The sequence below is a fragment of the Bradyrhizobium betae genome (assembly GCF_008932115.1).
In the GTDB taxonomy this organism is placed as follows: domain Bacteria; phylum Pseudomonadota; class Alphaproteobacteria; order Rhizobiales; family Xanthobacteraceae; genus Bradyrhizobium; species Bradyrhizobium betae.
The window spans coordinates 3,173,167-3,191,045 of sequence record NZ_CP044543.1; the positions used below are offsets into that span (position 1 = coordinate 3,173,167).

General features: G+C 65.4%; 18 protein-coding genes. 7 read left to right on the top strand and 11 right to left on the bottom strand.

Annotation, left to right across the window (positions count from 1 at the left end; translation table 11 throughout):
- Positions 1–13 precede the first annotated feature (13 nt).
- Entirely contained in the window at positions 14–1,411 is a 1,398-nt protein-coding gene (locus tag F8237_RS15140; protein WP_151645786.1) for a flavin monoamine oxidase family protein, read from the bottom strand.
- 192 nt (positions 1,412–1,603) lie between these two features.
- Between F8237_RS15140 and F8237_RS15145 the strand changes: the two genes are divergently transcribed.
- On the top strand, positions 1,604–2,584 hold the full coding sequence (locus F8237_RS15145) for a YiiX/YebB-like N1pC/P60 family cysteine hydrolase (protein WP_151645788.1): 981 nt from the start codon (positions 1,604–1,606) through the stop codon (positions 2,582–2,584).
- Between the two features lie 106 nt (positions 2,585–2,690).
- Here F8237_RS15145 and F8237_RS15150 read toward each other — a convergent pair whose 3' ends face one another.
- Entirely contained in the window at positions 2,691–2,966 is a 276-nt protein-coding gene (locus F8237_RS15150; RefSeq protein WP_007598521.1) for a metal-sensitive transcriptional regulator, read from the bottom strand.
- Between the two features lie 62 nt (positions 2,967–3,028).
- Between F8237_RS15150 and F8237_RS15155 the strand changes: the two genes are divergently transcribed.
- Positions 3,029–5,482 carry a heavy metal translocating P-type ATPase gene (locus F8237_RS15155; protein ID WP_151645790.1) on the top strand — a complete coding sequence of 818 codons (2,454 nt, stop codon included), beginning with the start codon at positions 3,029–3,031 and terminating at the stop codon, positions 5,480–5,482.
- A gap of 56 nt (positions 5,483–5,538) precedes the next feature.
- The gene (nikR, locus tag F8237_RS15160; protein ID WP_151645792.1) at positions 5,539–5,985 is read left to right on the top strand and encodes a nickel-responsive transcriptional regulator NikR; all 447 of its coding nucleotides are present in this window, start codon (positions 5,539–5,541) and stop codon (positions 5,983–5,985) included.
- A gap of 196 nt (positions 5,986–6,181) precedes the next feature.
- On the opposite strand, the gene F8237_RS15165 is transcribed toward nikR, so the two are convergent.
- The gene (locus F8237_RS15165) at positions 6,182–7,825 is read right to left on the bottom strand and encodes a S53 family peptidase (RefSeq protein ID WP_151645794.1); all 1,644 of its coding nucleotides are present in this window, start codon (positions 7,823–7,825) and stop codon (positions 6,182–6,184) included.
- A 268-nt stretch (positions 7,826–8,093) separates the two neighbouring features.
- Between F8237_RS15165 and F8237_RS15170 the strand changes: the two genes are divergently transcribed.
- Together F8237_RS15170 and F8237_RS15175 are read left to right on the top strand one after the other, a co-directional pair.
- Positions 8,094–9,266, top strand: a complete 1,173-nt coding sequence (locus F8237_RS15170) for a phosphorylase family protein (protein ID WP_151645796.1) — start codon at positions 8,094–8,096, stop codon at positions 9,264–9,266.
- Between the two features lie 86 nt (positions 9,267–9,352).
- Positions 9,353–10,093, top strand: a complete 741-nt coding sequence (locus F8237_RS15175; RefSeq protein ID WP_151645799.1) for a sulfate transporter family protein — start codon at positions 9,353–9,355, stop codon at positions 10,091–10,093.
- A 21-nt stretch (positions 10,094–10,114) separates the two neighbouring features.
- On the opposite strand, the gene nth is transcribed toward F8237_RS15175, so the two are convergent.
- The gene (nth, locus tag F8237_RS15180; protein WP_162006059.1) at positions 10,115–10,867 is read right to left on the bottom strand and encodes an endonuclease III; all 753 of its coding nucleotides are present in this window, start codon (positions 10,865–10,867) and stop codon (positions 10,115–10,117) included.
- Between the two features lie 22 nt (positions 10,868–10,889).
- On the opposite strand from nth, the gene F8237_RS15185 reads away from it, so the two are divergent.
- On the top strand, positions 10,890–11,408 hold the full coding sequence (locus tag F8237_RS15185; protein WP_151645803.1) for a DUF2244 domain-containing protein: 519 nt from the start codon (positions 10,890–10,892) through the stop codon (positions 11,406–11,408).
- Positions 11,409–11,462: 54 nt separating this feature from the next.
- Positions 11,463–12,359, top strand: coding sequence for a methylated-DNA--[protein]-cysteine S-methyltransferase (locus F8237_RS15190; RefSeq protein WP_151645805.1), 897 nt, complete (start codon positions 11,463–11,465; stop codon positions 12,357–12,359).
- Between the two features lie 97 nt (positions 12,360–12,456).
- On the opposite strand, the gene F8237_RS15195 is transcribed toward F8237_RS15190, so the two are convergent.
- The 7 genes from F8237_RS15195 to dnaJ form a co-directional block, all read right to left on the bottom strand.
- On the bottom strand, positions 12,457–13,080 hold the full coding sequence (locus tag F8237_RS15195; RefSeq protein WP_151645807.1) for a 2,3-bisphosphoglycerate-dependent phosphoglycerate mutase: 624 nt from the start codon (positions 13,078–13,080) through the stop codon (positions 12,457–12,459).
- 82 nt (positions 13,081–13,162) lie between these two features.
- Positions 13,163–13,978, bottom strand: coding sequence for a 4-hydroxy-tetrahydrodipicolinate reductase (gene dapB / locus F8237_RS15200; protein WP_151645809.1), 816 nt, complete (start codon positions 13,976–13,978; stop codon positions 13,163–13,165).
- A gap of 144 nt (positions 13,979–14,122) precedes the next feature.
- Positions 14,123–14,434, bottom strand: a complete 312-nt coding sequence (locus F8237_RS15205) for a DUF1330 domain-containing protein (RefSeq protein WP_151645811.1) — start codon at positions 14,432–14,434, stop codon at positions 14,123–14,125.
- Positions 14,435–14,457: 23 nt separating this feature from the next.
- Positions 14,458–15,168 carry an orotidine-5'-phosphate decarboxylase gene (gene pyrF, locus F8237_RS15210; protein ID WP_151645813.1) on the bottom strand — a complete coding sequence of 237 codons (711 nt, stop codon included), beginning with the start codon at positions 15,166–15,168 and terminating at the stop codon, positions 14,458–14,460.
- 6 nt (positions 15,169–15,174) lie between these two features.
- Positions 15,175–15,753: an NADPH-dependent FMN reductase gene (locus tag F8237_RS15215; RefSeq protein WP_151645815.1), complete on the bottom strand. Its 579-nt coding sequence runs from the start codon at positions 15,751–15,753 to the stop codon at positions 15,175–15,177.
- A gap of 57 nt (positions 15,754–15,810) precedes the next feature.
- Entirely contained in the window at positions 15,811–16,410 is a 600-nt protein-coding gene (locus F8237_RS15220) for a class I SAM-dependent methyltransferase (RefSeq protein ID WP_151645817.1), read from the bottom strand.
- A gap of 88 nt (positions 16,411–16,498) precedes the next feature.
- Complete coding sequence (gene dnaJ, locus F8237_RS15225; RefSeq protein ID WP_151645819.1) at positions 16,499–17,629, bottom strand: molecular chaperone DnaJ; 1,131 nt, start codon at positions 17,627–17,629, stop codon at positions 16,499–16,501.
- Positions 17,630–17,879 lie beyond the last annotated feature (250 nt).

A 17,879-nucleotide genomic window follows, 5' to 3' on the forward strand; every position in this document is an offset into this window, starting at 1 on the left:
AGTTGGTTGCTGCTTAGTTGCCCTGCTGCCGCGGTGCCCTGCGGCGCTTGGTCGACTGCGTCGGCACATCAGTCGGCTCATCCTTGAGCGCGCCGATCTTGCGCAGGGCCGCGTCCGCGGCGCGTTCGCCGCTTTCCCAGGCGCCGTCGACCGTGCCCCACAGCGTCTCGTGCGTGGCTTCGCCGGCGAGAAACAGATTGCCGATCGGCTCGCTCAATATCTTTCGCGAGAGCTGGCCGCCCGGTGAAGCCGCCGACATCGCGCCCATCACGAAGGGCGAGGCGTTCCAGCGCGTCGCGCTGGTCTTCTGCACGGCGGCCGCGGCCTCGCTGCCGAACAGCTTCGTGATCCATTCCCTGGCGAAGGCGGTCATCGCCTTTTCACCCTGCTCGGAGAGATCGCGGCCGAACGAGCCGCCGACATCGATCGAGCACAGCGAGGAGCCGCCGATATTGGCGAACATCAGCGCCGTCCGCGTCGAGTTGCTCTGTTCGATCAGAATGTCGTCGCGCGACAGGCCGAGCGGATTGCCCGGCAGTTGCAGCACGATGTGATCATAGCTGCCGAGAGCGAGCTTCGAGGCCGCATCGAGCGTCCGCTTGGGAATATCGGGGCCGAATTTGATCGCGCCCGAATTCAGCACGTTGGTCGAGACGGTGATGATGGCGGCGCGGGCGGCGATCTTGCCGGATGGCGTCTCCACGCTGACGTCGCGATTGCTCCAGACGATGCGACTCGCCGGAGTCGACAGCGCGACAGGCGCCTGCTCGCCGAGCCTGGTGATCAGCGTGCCCAGCCCCTGGCGGCAGGCGATCGCGGCGTTGCGGTCCTGCGCCCGCGCCTTGTCGATCGCCGACAGCTCCTTCAAATCCTTGCCGGCAAAGCCCGCGCCCAGCATGAATTCGGCCGCACCGGCCCAGTCGCCGAGATCCTTCGGCAGCACCGACGCGCAGGAGGTATCGAGCTTGCCGCGCGAGGCTTCGTCGATGGCGCGGTTGGCGCGGACCAGCGCCGCCAGAAATTCCTCGGTCTCGCCCGCGCGCGCGTTGCGGCGGCCGATGCGCATCTTCTGACCTGACGGCGCCGGCAGCACGTCGAGCCCGACGCTGCGGCCCAGCCGGATCATCGGATTGGTGTCGGGATTGTGCATCCAGCGCGCGCCGCGATCAAACGGCACGTCGAAGGTGGTAGTGTCCGTGATGCAGCGGCCGCCGATCTGCGAGGCTGCTTCGACCACCACGACCTTGCGATTGGCCGCCATGATGCGCCGCGCCGCGGCAATTCCGGCCGCGCCCGCGCCGATCACGACGATGTCGGCCTCGCGCGGCAGGGGGGCGGCGGTTGCGCGCAGGACCGGCATCGCGGCAAGGGCCGCCGACGCCGACAGGAAACCACGGCGGGTGATTGTCATGGCATGGTTTCCGGGAACTTGCGGCGAACGGGAACAGCCCGCGAACCTTGCTGCATCTGGTGTTGCACGGCAACCATCATGGTGAATCAATCGTGCTTGATCTCACAGAACGATGAACCGAATTGCAACACGTTTCGACCATGATAGAGATGACAAAAAAGACGGCCGGAAAAGGCCGTGGGGGAGTTTGAAATGGGGACGGTCCTGGACTCAGTCGGCAAGCTGATTGCCGCGTACCTCTCGAAGGAGGTGCCGGGCTATGAGCCGTTCACGCCGAGCGACCCGGAACACCTGCGCGGCGTGATCGAGCCCGGCGACGTTCTGCTGGTCGAGGGCAACAACCGCATCTCCGGCATCATCAAATATCTGACGCAGTCGACCTGGTCGCACGGCGCGCTCTATGTCGGCCCGGTCGAAGGCGCCATGGAGCCCGACGGCGAGCCGCATGTGCTGATCGAGGCCAATATCGGCGAGGGCGTCACCTCGGCGCCGCTGTCGAAATATTTCCCCTATCACACCCGCGTTTGCCGCCCGGTCGGGCTGTCATACGAGGATCGCACCACGGTCTGCCGCTATGCGATCAACCGCATCGGCTTCGGTTACGACACCAAGAACATCATCGATCTGATGCGCTTCCTGTTTCCGTTGCCGATCCCGCAGCGCTGGCGGCGGCGCATGATCGCGATCGGGTCGGGCGATCCGACCAAGATCATCTGCTCGGCGCTGATCGCGCAGGCCTTCGACGCCGTGCGCTACCCGATCCTGCCGAAGATCACCAAGGCCGGCAGCCGCGCCGCACGGCGCGAGATCCTGCACATCCGCGATTCCTCGCTCTACATGCCCCGCGACTTCGACATCTCGCCCTATTTCGAGGTCGTCAAACCCACCATCGTGCACGGCTTCGACTACACAGCGCTGCACTGGGCCGACAAGCAAAAGCCGCTCGAGGAGGTAGCGGGCTCATTCGGTGTGTTTCCAGAAACGTTCATGGCGCCGCCGCTCGTTCCTGAAGCGCTTGACGAAGAAGCGCCGGCTGAGGTTTCGGCTGAGCAAGTGATGCGAGAGGCGGCTGCTGCGATGAACGCCGCCTGCTCCGAACATTTCGTGCTGCTGAACGACCTCGCGGCATACCGCGCCCAGCGTCGTGGCGACGCGTGCGAGATGGCGGCGTAGCTTTCCTCTCCTCGTCATTGCGAGCGAAGCGAAGCAATCCAGACTGCCTCCGTGCAGGGATTCTGGATTGCTTCGTCGCTGCGCTCCTCGCAATGACGGCGAAAACCTACCGCTCCGCGCGCCCGATCACCGCCATCAATTCCGCGATCTTCTCGCGCTGATCTGCCTTGTCGCCGCTGGCGATCGCGTGTTCGACGCAGTGCGCGACGTGATCCTTCAACACCTCTTCCTCGACACGGCGCAGCGCGGCGCGAACCGCCGAGATCTGCGTCACGATGTCGATGCAGTAGCGGTCTTCCTCTACCATTTTCGACAGGCCGCGAACCTGGCCCTCGATCCGGCCGAGACGTTTTCCGACGGATGCCTTGATGTCCTTGCGCATGGGGTCTATATACCCCTACCAGGTATGGGTTGCAAGCCCCGGTATACGTCAGGAGCACGCGCATGGACAAGGCGGGCCACGAGCATCAGCACAAGGGCCACTCCGGATGCGGTTGCGCCGCCAAGGCCCCCACGCCAGCGCCGGCTGCGACCTCGTCGTGCTGCGGCGGACACGGCGATCCCGCCGGCCATGCGCATCATCATGAGAGCGGCGCCGCCAAGGTCACCGATCCCGTCTGCGGCATGACGGTCAATCCCGCGACGTCGAAGCATCGCTTCGAGCATCACGGCGAGACCTTCCATTTCTGCTCGGCCGGTTGCCGCACCAAATTCGCCGCCGATCCCGGCAAATATCTCGCCAAGAGAAACGCAGAGCACAAGGCGCCCGATCCCGAGATGCCGGCGGGCACGATCTACACTTGCCCGATGCATCCGGAGATCCGCCAGGTCGGACCCGGCAGCTGCCCGATCTGCGGGATGGCGCTGGAGCCGGAGGTCGCGAGCCTGGAGACAGGACCCAATCCGGAGCTCGCCGACATGACGCGGCGGTTCTGGATCGGCGGCGCGCTGGCGCTGCCGGCGGTGGTGCTGGAGATGGGAGGCCATCTCGCGGGGTCGCACAACTGGATCGATCCGACCTGGTCGAACTGGATCCAGCTCGTTTTCGCAACCCCCGTGGTGCTGTGGGCCGGCTGGCCGTTCCTCGTCCGCGGCTGGCAGTCTCTGCTGACCCGCAATCTCAACATGTTCACGCTGATCGCGATGGGCACCGGCGTCGCCTATGTCTACAGCCTGATCGGCACTCTCGCGCCGCAGACCTTTCCGGAGACCTTCCGCGGCCATGGCGGCGCGGTCGCCGTCTATTTCGAGGCCGCGGCTGTGATCACCGTGCTGGTGCTGCTCGGCCAGGTGCTGGAGCTGCGCGCGCGCGATGCGACCTCGGGCGCGATCAAGGCACTGTTGCAGCTTGCACCGAAGACCGCGCGGCGCGTCGCCTCTGATGGCAGCGAGCATGAGGTTGAGATCGACACGCTTCACGCCGGCGATCACCTGCGCGTTCGTCCCGGCGAGAAGGTGCCGGTCGACGGGATCATCCTCGAAGGCCGCTCCGCGCTCGACGAATCGCTCGTGACCGGCGAGTCCATGCCGGTCACCAAGGAGGCCGGCGCCAAGGTGATCGCGGGCACGCTGAACCAGTCCGGCAGCTTCATCATGCGGGCCGACAAGGTCGGACGCGAGACGTTGCTGTCGCAGATCGTGCAGATGGTCGCGGACGCGCAGCGCTCGCGCGCGCCGATCCAGCGCCTCGCCGATCAGGTCGCGGGCTGGTTCGTGCCGACGGTGATCGCCGTCGCCATCGCCGCCTTTGCCGCCTGGGCCTGGTTCGGGCCGGAGCCGCGGCTGGCCTTCGGTCTGGTCGCCGCCGTGAGCGTGCTGATCATCGCCTGCCCCTGCGCGCTTGGCCTGGCGACCCCGATGTCGATCATGGTCGGCGTCGGCCGGGGTGCACAGGCCGGCGTGCTGATCAAGAACGCCGAGGCGCTGGAGCGGATGGAGAAGATCGACACGCTCGTGGTCGACAAGACCGGCACGCTGACGGAGGGCAAGCCCAAGGTGGTTGCGATCGTGCCGGCGGCCGGCTTTGCAGAGGACGACATCCTGCGGCTTGCAGCCAGCGTCGAGCGCGCCAGCGAGCATCCCCTCGCAGACGCCATCGTGCGTGCCGCCAAGGAGAAGCAGCTTGCGCTGAGCCAGGTCGAGCAATTCGATTCGCCGACGGGCAAGGGTGCGACTGGGAAGATCGACGGCAAGACCATCGTGCTCGGCAACGCCAAATACCTCGCGTCGATTGGCATCGACACCAGGGCGCTCGATGCCGAGGCAGAACGCCTGCGCGGCGACGGCGCCACCGTGATCAACATGGCGATCGACGGCGCGCTTGCCGGCCTGTTCGCCATCGCCGATCCGGTCAAAGCGTCGACGCCGGAGGCGCTGAAGGCGCTCGCGGCGGAGGGCATCAAGGTGATCATGCTGACGGGCGACAACCGCACCACGGCGGAAGCCGTCGCGCGCCGTCTCGGCATCGCCGACGTCGAGGCCGAGGTGCTGCCGGACCAGAAGAGCGCGGTGGTGACCAAGCTGCAAAAAGCTGGCCGCAGCGTCGCGATGGCCGGCGACGGCGTCAACGACGCGCCGGCGCTGGCGGCGGCCGAGGTCGGGATCGCGATGGGTACCGGGACGGATGTGGCGATGGAGAGCGCGGGCGTGACCCTGCTGAAGGGCGACCTCACCGGGATCGTGCGCGCGCGAAAACTGTCGCAGGCGACGATGAGCAACATCCGGCAGAACCTGTTCTTCGCCTTCATCTACAACGCGGCCGGCATTCCGATCGCCGCCGGAATCCTCTATCCCACGTTCGGCGTGCTGCTCTCGCCGATCATCGCCGCCGCGGCGATGGCGCTGTCCTCGGTCAGCGTGGTCGGGAATGCGCTGCGGCTGCGTGGGACGCGGCTGTGAGGGCGACGAAATCCGTGTAGAACGGGTCCATTCGGCTTACGCGCGGAGTGGACCTGATGCAGCGGATTACGATCACGATCGAGGACGATCTCCTGGCGGAGATCGATGCCGCGGCGCAAGTGCGCGGCTACCAGAACCGCTCCGAGATCATCCGCGACCTCGTCCGCGCCGGGCTTCAGCAGTCGGCTGAAGATACCGCGCAGACCGGCCCCTGCGTCGCCGGCCTCGTCTATGTCTACGACCATGCCGCGCGCGATCTCTCAAAACGGCTCGTTCAGGAATTCCACGGCCATCACGACCTCGCGCTGGCGACCCTGCATGTTCATCTCGACGACAACAATTGCATGGAGATGACGGCGCTGCGCGGCGATGCCGCCGAGGTCAGGCATTTCGCCGACCACATCATCGCCGAGCGCGGCGTGCGCTATGGGCGTGTGATGATGATTCCGACGGGTGAAGCGAAGCCGGCGAAGATGCGGAAGCATGGGCACCGGCATGATTAGGAACGTTTAGTCGCCGCGCAAACGGTGCGAACCCCTCTCCCCCTTGTGGGAGAGGGTGGCTCGCCGCATAGCGGCGAGACGGGTGAGGGGTCTCTCTCCGCGAGTTCGACTGTCATTCGAATTCGCAGAGACGAACCCCTCATCCGGCGCTTCGCGCCACCTTCTCCCACAAGGGGAGAAGGAAAGAAATGAAGCATCACGCCGCCAGCAGGTTCTGCAGCGCCGCGCCGTTGGGGACGCCGAGGCCGGTGCAGGCGTCCCAGCCGGACCCGGCCTTGTACATGCCGTGCAGGTCGCCGCTGATGTCGTTGTTGCCTTGCGTGATATCGCGGAACACGCCTTGCTCGTGCGAGGCGTAGATCAACGGGTTGATGAAGCCGACCGTCTTGCCGAACTTCTTGGTCGTGGCCTCGTTGATGCGGGCGATCAAGCCGGCCATCAGCGGCGCCACCGCGCTGGTGCCGCCGATCGTGGTGCCGACGCCGTTGAGGAAGATCTGGTAGCCGGTCGCGGGATCGGCATCGCCGGCAACGTCGGGCACGCCGCGACCATTGTGATGCGTCGGCGATTTCGGCACATGCGCGTGAGCCTGGTATTGCGGCCGCGGGAACACGACGCTGACACCACCGCCCCCCGCGCCGCCGTGCAGCCCACCGTTCCAGACCACCTCGTTGATCGTCCCGTTCGACGCCTTCAGATTGGTGCCGCCGCAGGCGAGCGCGAACGGGCTCGAGGCCGGGAAATCCGCATGAGGCCTGCCGTCCCAGCCCTCGCCCATATCGGCCGAGCCGTTGTCGCCGGAGGCAACGCAGACGGTCACGCCCATCGCGGCAGCATCGCGGATCGCCTCGTTCAGGCCGTCGACGAATTGCTGCGAGCCTTCCGAATCTTCCGGGCCGCCCCAGCTGATCGAGATCACCGACGGCTTTCGCGCGGTATCATGGACCGCGGCCTTCACCGCGTCGATGAATCCGTTGGTGGTGTTGGGCGCGAAATAGACCACGATCCTGGCGCCCGGCGCGATCGCACCGGCGACTTCGATGTCGAGCACGACCTCGCCATCGGCGTCGGAATGACCGGGCTTGTTGGCGCCGCCGTCGACGCTCGCGGGCGCGACCAGCGGCATCGGGATGCCCGCCTTCTTGAAGAAGGTTTTCAGATCGGACGCCTTGTAGCCGGCGCCCGTTGGATGACCCTTCTGGTCGATATCGTTGAGCTCGATGATGGCGATGCACTGGCCGGCGCCGGTCTCGCCGCCCGGGAAATTGTAGAGCTGGGCGATCTGCTCGACCGAGAAGCTGCCACCCTGCCCCGCGCGTGCCGTCGCACCCTTCTGGGGAAGCTTGCGCCGGAAGTGCGGTTGCGCCACCGGCCGGTTGTCGAGGCCGTGCACACCGACCACGATACCTGCGAGCTCGGCCGGAATCTGCACGCTGCCCTTGCGCATCCGATAAGTCGCGCCCTCGTGCCTGACCTTGTTGAGCTTGACTCCGAAGGCCGCGCTCATCGCCTTCACCGTGCCCGTCAGCTTCACCGTTCGAGAGGCCAGATGCACGCTCTTGACGTTGAGCTCGTGATGATGCGCGAAATCGTCGATCCTGGCGACGTCGGCGGGATCAGCGCCCATCTCCGCGCCGAACTCGGCGCGCGAGAGATATTGACGCTCGCGCGGCGGTTGCGCCCCGAGCGCCATCACCAGTTCATCGTCCGCGCGCCTGGCGCGCAGGCGAACACTGATCTCGATTTCCTGCTTGGGATCAGCCGCGCCGACGAGCTTGGCTCCCTTGGGCAATTTCCGTGCGCTGTTCGCCAGCGTCACGCGCGTGGTCGAGCTTGCCATGACTTCCTCCGTTTGTGATTGGAAGGCAGATTGTCGCACCTCAACTATAGGTGTAGTCTCACCCCCGAATTGGTTCAGTCACTGAACAAAGTTTTTTCAGAACGACCCTTGTTCGGCAGAGGAAATCTTCCGCCACTCAAATCGACACGGAATCGGTCAGCAGACCCGACCATTCGGTGTCGATGAATTCGATCTAAGATTGTGGCGCCGGCTCACCTGCCCGACGGATGGAATGCGTTTGTCAAAATCAATTGGCGGAGACGATGCGATGCTGGCCGACCGCAAATGGGTTGAGAGAAATCTTGGTTTCGATCCGATCACGACGCCGCCGCCGCGCGAAACCTTTACGGTGAAGCGCGTGGCGAAGGCGGCGGTGAAGAAGTCCGCGAAGGTCACGGCGGAAGACTTTCGCCGCGAGATCATCGATTTCGATTCCGAATCCACCGAGGGCCGCGCGTTCATGGCCTTCTCGACCTCGACCGGGCTGTCGCGCTTCACCGACATACCCTGGCCGAAGGGACTGGCGCCGCAAACCGGGCCGAAGCCGAAGGGCAACGGCAAGGGCCCGCTGCCGCGAGGGGACGTGCTGGTCGTGACCTGGACCGTCGACGAGGGCCACGCGCTCAGCCGCGTGCTGACGCCGGGCAAGGACTCCCGCAACGACTACGTGCCCTACACGCATAATTACGCGGCCATCTCCAGCAAGATGCGCAACGGCTGCCCGGCCAAGGAACTGAAGCGGCTCGGCACCTACTGGACCACCACGATCGGCAAGAAGAAGGTCGTGGTGTTCAAATCGGACTCGCACATGTCGCAGGACGGGCCGGAGCTGCCGAACATCGACGTCTGGCGCCAGATCATCACCGAAGTGCAGCCGACGCTCGTCATTACCACGGGCACGGCCGGTGGCATCGGCAAGCAATTCGAGGTCGGCGACGTCGTCGTCAGCCCGATCGTGCGCTTTGATTGCCTGTCCAAATTCAAGAAGCAGCCGTTCGCGCAAGAGCATTTCTCCAGCAGGCCGGCCGTGAGCAAGAAATTCACGCAGGCCAAGGCCCTGTTCAAGGCCAATGCCGGGCAACTGCCGAAGGACAACACCAGGGCGCCGAAGATCGTCGTGCTCAAGCCGAGCGGCCTGACATCGTCCGTCGTCACGACCGACTTCTTCGGCTTCGACACCTCGGATGACCATTTCCATCTCCAGGGCCTCGGCGATGTCTCCGAAATGGGCGACGCCATCCTCGGCCTCGTGGCCCAGGAGATGGGCGACAAGGCGCCGCGCTGGCTCGCGATCCGCAACGTCTCCGATCCGCAGATCAAGGCCGAGGGCACCCTGAAGCAGCAGGAGCAGCTCGCCGCCCCGATCTACAAGGGGTTCGGCCGCTGGAGCACGGTCTGCAGCGCCATCACCTGCTGGGCCAGCATCGCCGCGGAGCCTTAAGACGCAGCCGAGGCAAGGTCAGCCTCCCTTGCCGAAGCGATCTGGCATGTCTACCTCTCGCGGGTGATTTCGTGAGAGGAACTCCCATGCTGGATGCCGCCGTCAAGGCGCTGTCGCAAATGATCTCGCCGCCGATGCGCTCGATCCTGTGGCGATCGATCGGGCTTGCCCTGGTGCTGATCATCGTGCTGGCGATCGGATTGCAGCGGCTGCTGAGCTGGTTTGCAACCTATGGCGAGGTCTGGCTCGAGGGCATGCTCGGACCGGGCTGGCACGCGTCGCTGGAAGTGCTCGCCTGGATCATCTCGATCGCGGCCGGACTTGGCGTCGTGTTCGGCAGTGTGTTCCTGATGCCCGCGATCACCTCGCTGGTGGCGAGCCTGTTCGTCGACGACGTCGCCGACATCGTCGAGCGCGAACATTATCCCGCCGAGCAGCCGGGCGTCGCGCTGCCCTTCAACCAGGCGATCTACGAAGGCATCAAGACGGCGCTGCTGACGATTCTGGTTTATCTGATCGCGCTGCCGCTGGTGTTCCTCGCAGGCGCCGGTTTCCTGGTCTTCTTCTTCGCCGCCGCCTGGCTGCTCGGCCGCGAATATTTCGAGCTCGCCGCGATGCGCTTCCGTTCGCCGGAGGAGGCCAAGGCGATGCGCCGCGACAATGCCGCGATCATCTTCACCGCCGGCCTGTTCATCGCGGCCTTCGTCTCGATCCCGATCGTGAACCTGGCGACGCCGATCTTCGGCATGGCCTTCATGGTTCACATGCACAAGCGCCTGTCGGGGCCGCGGCCCGAACTGATCGAGCCGGCGCGGCAGATGCGGTGATCGCCTCTACCTCTCCCCGGCTCAGACCGTCTTCTCCGGCCACCGGCAAAGATCGTTGATCAGGCATACCTCGCAGCGCGGCTTGCGCGCGAGGCAGGTGTAGCGGCCGTGCAGGATCAGCCAGTGATGCGCATGCAGCATGAACTCGGCGGGGATCACCTTTTCGAGCCCGAGCTCGACCTCGAGCGGTGTCTTGCCCGGCGCAAGCCCAGTGCGGTTGCCGACGCGGAAGACATGCGTGTCGACCGCCATGGTGTGCTCGCCGAATGCCATGTTGAGCACCACGTTGGCCGTCTTTCGCCCGGCGCCCGGTAGCGATTCGATCTCCGCTCGCGTACGCGGCACCTCGCCGCCGAACTCGCTGAGCAGCTTGGCAGACAGCGCGATCACATTCTTCGCCTTGGTGCGATAGAGACCGATGGTCTTGATGTACTCGCGCAGGCGCTCTTCGCCGAGGTCGAGCATCTTCTGCGGCGTGTCGGCGACCTCGAACAGAGCGCGCGTAGCCTTGTTGACCCCGGCATCGGTCGCTTGCGCCGACAGCACGACGGCGACCAGCAGCGTGAAGGGATTGACGTGCTCGAGCTCGCCCTTCGGCTCGGGATTGGCCTTGCGGAAGCGGCTGAAGACCTCGCGGACCTCGGCTGGAGTCCAGGGCTTTGGAGCCTTCAGTGAAGTCCTTGCGGGGGCTTTCGGCTTCGCGGCCGCCGCCTTTGCCTTCTTCTTCGGCACAGCCGCTTTGCGCGGAGCCGGCTTGCGGGTGATTTTCGCCATGATCGGGATATACTGAGGGACGATGAGCACAGGCAACGAAATTGAGCGCGAGAGAGACGTAGAGATATTCTCCGCGCGGCTGACGCCCCACCGCTCGCTGAACCGCACCGGCTTCCTCGCCGTGATGCTGTTCCTGAGCGCGGTCAGCTTCGTCACTGGCCTGGTCTTCCTGATGATGGGCGCCTGGCCCGTATTCGGCTTCTTCGGCCTCGACGTGCTGGTGATCTGGTGGGCCTTCAAGGTCAATTTCCGCGCGGCACGGGCGAGCGAGGAGATCGTGGTCACGCCGTCCGAATTGCGGGTGCGGCGGGTCAGTCATCGCGGCCAGGTCGTCGAATGGGCATTCAATCCGCTCTGGGTCCGGCTCGACACGGAGATCGACGAGGATTTTGGCATCGAGCATCTCTATCTGATCTCCCGCGGCCGCCGGCTCCGCATCGCGGGCTTTCTGGGGCCGCAGGAAAAGGCAAGTTTCTACAATGGCTTGGTTGAAGCACTCAATGCAGCCAAGCGGGGACCGACCTACAATCCGATCACCTGATCCGGGGCGGAAATCGGGTGGTTTCCAATCGGCCCGTCTCCTACATTCCCGGCCATGATGACACTCGCCATACATGACCAGCGCCTGGCCAAGCCGGGCCCCCAGAACGCCGCGCTGCGCGACTATGATTCCGTGCGACGGGCGATCGCCTTCATCTCGGAGAAGTGGCGCGCGCAGCCGACCATCGAGGCGATGGCGGATGCCGCCGGCGTGACACCGGATGAGCTGCACCATCTGTTCCGCCGCTGGGCCTCGATCACACCGAAGGCCTTCATGCAGGCGCTGACGCTCGACCATGCCAAGGGCCTGCTCAGGGACTCCGCGAGCATCCTCGATGCCGCACTCGACTCAGGCCTCTCGGGTCCGGGCCGGCTGCACGATCTCTTCGTCACGCATGAAGCGATGTCGCCGGGCGAATGGAAGAACGGCGGCGCGGGATTGACGCTGCGCTACGGCTTCCATCCCTCCCCCTTCGGCACGGCGATCGTGATCGCGACCGATCGCGGCCTGTCGGGCCTCGCCTTCGCCGATCCCGGCGAGGAGAAAGCCTCGCTCGCCGACATGACCCGGCGCTGGCCGAAAGCCACTTACGTCGAGGACCATGAAGGCACCGCGCCGCTGGCGCAGCGCATCTTCGATACGAAATTGTGGCGGCCGGACCAGCCGCTGCGCGTGGTGATGATCGGCACCGATTTCGAGGTGCGGGTGTGGGAGACGCTGCTGAAGATCCCGATGGGCCGCGCCGTGTCCTATTCCGACATCGCCTGCAACATCGACAAGCCGAAGGCGTCACGCGCCGTCGGTGCAGCGGTCGGTAAGAACCCGGTGTCGTTCGTCGTGCCCTGCCACCGCGCGCTCGGCAAGAGCGGCACGCTCACCGGCTATCACTGGGGCATCACCCGCAAGCAGGCGATGCTCGGCTGGGAGGCCGGTCAGTTGGGGATGCAGTAGCTCTTCTCCCTCGCCCCGCTTGCGGGGAGAGGGTCGGGGTGAGGGGGACTCTCCGCAGGAACGGTGACGTTTGGATTCGCGGGGAGAGGCAAAGAACTCAGCCCGCCAGGTCCAGCTTCGAGGCCACGGTCGAATCCGCATTGAGCCGGTAGATGATCGGCACGCCGGTCGCGAGCTCGCGCTTCAGGATGCCTTCGGGCGACAGCTTCTCCAGCACCATGATCAGCGCGCGCAGCGAATTGCCGTGGGCGGCGACCAGCGTGCGCTTGCCGTTGAGCACGCCGGGCAGGATCTCCTGGACGTAATAGGGCAGCGCGCGCGCGAGCGTGTCCTTCAGGCTCTCGCCGCCGGGCGGCGGCACGTCGTAGGAACGGCGCCAGATCAGCACCTGGTCCTCGCCCCATTTCTTGCGCGCGTCGTCCTTGTTGAGGCCGGAGAGATCGCCGTAGTCGCGCTCGTTCAGCGCGAGGTTCTTCGTGGTCGGCAAGCCTTTCTGGCCGAGCTCGCCAAGAATGAGATCGAGCGTGTGCTGCGCGCGCAGCAGAACCGAAGTGTAGGCGACGTCGAACACGAGGCCCTGCGCCTTCAACTTGCGGCCGGCTTCAGTGGCTTCCTTGACACCGAGTTCGGTGAGATCGGGGTCCTTCCAACCGGTGAACAGGTTCTTCAAATTCCATTCGCTCTGGCCGTGGCGCACGAGCACGAGGAGACGTTCACTCATTGACTATTTCCGTTCTTTATTTTTTGAGCATGACCTTGTCGGAAAACCGCTTCACACTTTTCCGGGTCATGCTCGCCTTCGTTCAGAGATCCGCGAGGCCGAGCACGTCGGCCATGGAGTAGTGCCCCGGCTTCTTGCCATGCGCCCATAGCGCCGCCTTCAGCGCGCCGTGCGCGAACAGCATGCGGTCTTCGGCGAGATGCGACAGCGTCAGCCGCTCGAACGGGCCGAGGAAGGTCACGCTGTGCTCACCCGCGACAGTGCCGCCGCGCAAGGAGGCAAAGCCGATCGCACCTGGCTTGCGTGCGCCGGTGATGCCGTCGCGGCCGCGTTCCGCATTGTCCTCGAGCGAGATGCCGCGGCCGCTGGCTGCCGCCTGGCCCAGCATCAGCGCGGTGCCGGAGGGCGCGTCGACCTTCATGCGATGATGCGTTTCGACGATTTCGATATCGAAGCTCTCGTCGAGCGCCTTGGCGACGCGCTTGACCACGGCGGCGAGCAGATTGACGCCGAGGCTCATATTGCCGGACTGGACCACGACCGCGCGATTGGTGACGCTCTTGATCACGGCGTTGTCGGAGGCCGACAGGCCGGTGGTACCGATGACGTGGACGATGCCGCGCTCGGCCGCGATCGCGACATTGGCGATGGTCGCGGCCGGCACGGTGAAATCGAGGATGCCGTCGGCGTCCTTCGACATCGCCCAGAGATCGGCGGAGAGCTTGATGCCGTTGGCCGGGAGCCCCGCGAGCACGCCGGAATCCTTGCCGAGCAGCTCCGAGCCCGGAGCCTCCAGGGCGCCGGCCAGCACCGCGCCCTTGGTATCGGCGATCGCCCGCGTCAGCGCACGGCCCATCCGGCCGCCGGCTCCAGCAACAATCAAGCGCATGTCGGACATGGTGCGATCCTCTTCGGGGCCGTTTTAGCGGGGGGATGCAGTTCCGGCAACCGAGGGGGCAATACTCCATCGTCATGCCCGGGCTTGTCCCGCCTGCGGGGCCGAAGCCCCTTCGGCGCGGCGAAGGCCCGGCCATGACGGAGGCTAGCCGTCCGCTGGCTGCGGGCCGTCATAGCCCTCGATGATGATGAGGTCGGCGATCGAGTGCGGCTGGCGCACCTTGATGTTGGCCTGGTATTCCGGCGAGTTGTAGCAGGCGATCGCGGTCTCGTAGTCCGGGAATTCGATCACGACGTTACGGGTGCGGCTGGCGCCTTCGACGGTGGTGAATTTGCCGGCGCGGACGACGAAGCGGGCGCCCCATTTCTTGAAGATCGCGCCGTTGGCGACGGCATAGGGCTTGTAGCCCTCGTCGCTGCTCACATCGACGCGTCCGATCCAGTAGCCCTTTGCCATTGTTCTTCTCCCTTGTTGGTTGGTCAGCCGAGCGCCTGGGCGATCTCGGCCTGGATGGCGTCTGCGACCGCCCTGGGGTCGGCGGCTTCCACGACCGGCCGCCCGACGACGAGATAATCCGCGCCCGCGCTGATCGCGCGGCCCGGCGTCATGATGCGTTTCTGGTCGCCGCTCGCCGCGCCCGCCGGACGGATGCCGGGCGTGACGAGATGCAACTGATGACCGACGATCTTGCGCAGGCTGCCGACTTCCTCGGGCGAGCAGACGAGGCCGTCCACGCCGAGCACCTGCGCCTGCTGCGCGCGCGCTTCGACGAGCTCGGAGACGCCGAGCCGATAGCCGGCCGCATGCAGATCATCGTCGTTGTAGGAGGTCAGCACCGTGACAGCGAGGATCTTCAGGCTCGCGCTGCCGCGGCCTTCGACGGCGCCCTTCATGGTCTGCGGATAGGCATGCACGGTGAGGCAGGTCGCGCCCAGCCGGGTGATGCTCTCGACGCCTTGCGCCACGGTGTTGCCGATGTCGTGCAGCTTGAGGTCGAGAAAGACCTTCTTGCCCTTGTCGGCGAGCCTGGCGACGAGCGGCAAGCCGCCGGCATAAGCGAGGCGATAGCCGATCTTGTAGAAGGTGACGCTGTCGCCGAGCCTTGCGATCATCGCTTCGGCGGCATCGACGCCGGGCAAATCGAGCGCGACGATCAGACGGTCTTTCGGGGCGATCTCGGCTGGCGTCATGTCACCTCACATCATGCGTTGGGAAATGTCGATCAGCTGCGCGACCAACTCCTTCAACGCGGCGATATCGCCTTCGTTCTTCAGCCTGTCCATATCGTCATAGGCCTGGTCGGCAAAGGCGAGCGTGAACTGGCTGGCGATCACATTGGCGTGGCAGGAGGTCAGAATCAGGCGCAGCGCCTGCAGCGCGCGGGCGGCACCGAGCCGGCTCTGCGAGGCGCCGGCGAGCGCGAAGGCGCGGTTGCGGAAGACTTCGCAGCGCGTCTCGTGCGGATCCTGCACGCGGCTGACCCAGTCGATCGCGTTCTTCAGCAGCGGCGGCACCGAGGCGTTGTATTCGGGCGAGACGAACAGCACGCCATGATGTGTGCCGATCATGCGCTTGAGATTGATCGCGTGCTTGGGCACGCCGGATTTGGCCTGGAGATCACCGTCGTAGATCGGCAGCGGAAAATCGGCGAGCGAGATGCGGGTGACGTCGACGCCGGCCCGGGCAAATTCATAGGCGGCAACCGCCGCCAGCTTCGCATTGTGCGAGCCGGTGCGCAGCGAGCCGGGAATGACCAGGATTTTGGGTGCGGACATCCGCTTCCATGCGTTCGGCGAAACGAGCCCGCCGCGCAAGGGAGAATGCCGACGGAATTAGTCCTTGCGATACACCCAGACGCGCGCCGGCGGAAGGTTCATCCAGATCCGTTCCGAGGCCTCTGTGGACACGCCGGGCAGCGACTTCGGGATCGGCGGCACAACCGCGTAGGTGAACTGAACGAAGGGCGCCCCGGGCGCGAGCGCCGTGAAGGCGTCGCGGATCAGCCGCAGCCGCGTCAGCATCGGCTTTGTGACGAGCGGGAGGCCCGAGACGACGGCGGAGGCCGGCGCACCCAGAACGTTCCAGAGCGTGTCACGCAGGCGATAGGCATCACCCTGCACCACCTTGGCCTGCGGATAGCGGTCGCGCAGCAGGGCGCAGAAACCGGGATTGTATTCGACGAGGACGAGGCGCTTCTGGTCGATGCCGCGCTCGACCAGCGCCGAGGTGATTGCGCCGGTGCCGGGCCCGAGCTCGACCACAGGAGCGTCCGAATTGACGTCGACGTAATGGGCCATGGTCCGGGCGAGCAGCTTGCCCGACGGCATCACCGCGCCCATGTGGAGGGGCTTTTCGATCCACGACCTTAGAAATCGCACCTCGTCATCGAGACGGGGCTTCTTCAACGCACGCGCGGACGATGGCAATGGCATGTCTGGACCGGACGGGACCGCAGGAACGCGGCGTGTCAGAAAATAGTCATAAACAGGTATAGGCCGAAGGCGGCACGGTCAAGACGAGTCAGCTCGCCCGATTGCTGAATAGATCCTTGACCTTGGCGAAGAAGCCGACGGATTCGGGCTGGGTATTGCCGGAGGAGAGCTTTTCGAACTCGGCCAGCAATTCCTGCTGTTTCTTGGTGAGATTTTGCGGGGTCTCGACCGCGACCTGGACGTACATGTCACCGGTCTGGCGCGAGCGGAGCACCGGCATGCCTTTTGATGCAATGCGGAATCGGCGACCCGTCTGGGTTCCGGCCGGCACTTTCACCTTGGTCTTGCCCTTGTCGATGGTCGGCACCTCGAATTCGCCGCCGAGAGCGGCCGTCACCATCGAGATCGGCACACGGCAATGCAGATCCGCGCCGTCGCGCTGGAAGAGCTGGTGCTGGGCCAGCGACAGGAAGATGTAGAGATCGCCGGGCGGACCGCCGCGGACCCCCGCCTCGCCCTCGCCGGCGAGCCTGATCCTGGTGCCGTCCTCGACGCCCTGTGGAATGTTCACCGACAGCGTCCGCTCGCGGGTGACCCGGCCCTGGCCCGAGCAGGACGGGCAGGGGTCCTCGATCATCTGGCCGCGGCCCTGGCAGCCGGGGCAGGTGCGCTCGAGCGTGAAGAAGCCCTGCGACTGCCGCACGCGGCCGGCGCCGCCGCAGGTCGAGCAGGCCTTCGGCTTGGTGCCGGCCTTGGCGCCGGTGCCCGAGCAGTCCTCGCAGGTCACCGAGACCGGGATCTCGATCTGCGCGGTCTTGCCGCCGAAAGCTTCTTCGAGCGTGATTTCCATGTTGTAGCGCAGATCGGCGCCGCGCTCGCGGCCGCCGCCGCGGCCGCGCTGTCCGGCCATGCCGAACAGATCTTCGAAAATGTCGGAGAAGGAAGAGGCGAAGCCGGCGCCGAAACCAGGACCGCCGCCGGGGCCACCCTGCTCGAAGGCCGCATGACCGAAACGGTCATAGGCAGCGCGCTTGTCCTTGTCTTTCAGGACCTCGTAGGCCTCGTTGATTTCCTTGAACTTGACCTCGCTGGTGTCGTCCCCGGGATTGCGGTCGGGGTGAAACTTCATCGCAAGCTTGCGGAAGGACGATTTCAGCACGGAATCGTCGGCAGAGCGTTCGACTTCGAGGGTTTCGTAATAGCAGCGCTTGGTGGACATGTCGGACCCGGTCTATCCAATCGCGATTCAAGTCGGAGCGAAACAGCGTCGCCGCGCGACGATACAGGCAGCTTTGATATAGGCGTCGCTGCGCGTTGCGGCAGAGGGCTGCTTCGCGGCGTTGAGCATAACGGCTGGGAATTGATCGATCGTAACGGGGCCGATCGCGACAGAGCCTTGCCCCGTTGAGCCCGACACGACGGCCTCCCCCACGAGGGGGGAGGCCGGTGAAGCGTGTTGGGTCCAAGCC

Coding starts and splice junctions, on each gene's coding strand:
- pyrF (WP_151645813.1), bottom strand. CDS start 15,168: ATGACGCCAGCCGAGATCGCCCCGAAAGACCGTCTGATCGTCGCGCTC.
- F8237_RS15170 (WP_151645796.1), top strand. CDS start 8,094: ATGCTGGCCGACCGCAAATGGGTTGAGAGAAATCTTGGTTTCGATCCG.
- F8237_RS15205 (WP_151645811.1), bottom strand. CDS start 14,434: ATGGCAAAGGGCTACTGGATCGGACGCGTCGATGTGAGCAGCGACGAG.
- F8237_RS15175 (WP_151645799.1), top strand. CDS start 9,353: ATGCTGGATGCCGCCGTCAAGGCGCTGTCGCAAATGATCTCGCCGCCG.
- dapB (WP_151645809.1), bottom strand. CDS start 13,978: ATGTCCGACATGCGCTTGATTGTTGCTGGAGCCGGCGGCCGGATGGGC.
- F8237_RS15165 (WP_151645794.1), bottom strand. CDS start 7,825: ATGGCAAGCTCGACCACGCGCGTGACGCTGGCGAACAGCGCACGGAAA.
- F8237_RS15215 (WP_151645815.1), bottom strand. CDS start 15,753: ATGTCCGCACCCAAAATCCTGGTCATTCCCGGCTCGCTGCGCACCGGC.
- nikR (WP_151645792.1), top strand. CDS start 5,539: ATGCAGCGGATTACGATCACGATCGAGGACGATCTCCTGGCGGAGATC.
- F8237_RS15220 (WP_151645817.1), bottom strand. CDS start 16,410: ATGCCATTGCCATCGTCCGCGCGTGCGTTGAAGAAGCCCCGTCTCGAT.
- nth (WP_162006059.1), bottom strand. CDS start 10,867: ATGGCGAAAATCACCCGCAAGCCGGCTCCGCGCAAAGCGGCTGTGCCG.
- F8237_RS15190 (WP_151645805.1), top strand. CDS start 11,463: ATGATGACACTCGCCATACATGACCAGCGCCTGGCCAAGCCGGGCCCC.
- F8237_RS15140 (WP_151645786.1), bottom strand. CDS start 1,411: ATGACAATCACCCGCCGTGGTTTCCTGTCGGCGTCGGCGGCCCTTGCC.
- F8237_RS15155 (WP_151645790.1), top strand. CDS start 3,029: ATGGACAAGGCGGGCCACGAGCATCAGCACAAGGGCCACTCCGGATGC.
- F8237_RS15145 (WP_151645788.1), top strand. CDS start 1,604: ATGGGGACGGTCCTGGACTCAGTCGGCAAGCTGATTGCCGCGTACCTC.
- F8237_RS15195 (WP_151645807.1), bottom strand. CDS start 13,080: ATGAGTGAACGTCTCCTCGTGCTCGTGCGCCACGGCCAGAGCGAATGG.
- F8237_RS15150 (WP_007598521.1), bottom strand. CDS start 2,966: ATGCGCAAGGACATCAAGGCATCCGTCGGAAAACGTCTCGGCCGGATC.
- dnaJ (WP_151645819.1), bottom strand. CDS start 17,629: ATGTCCACCAAGCGCTGCTATTACGAAACCCTCGAAGTCGAACGCTCT.
- F8237_RS15185 (WP_151645803.1), top strand. CDS start 10,890: ATGAGCACAGGCAACGAAATTGAGCGCGAGAGAGACGTAGAGATATTC.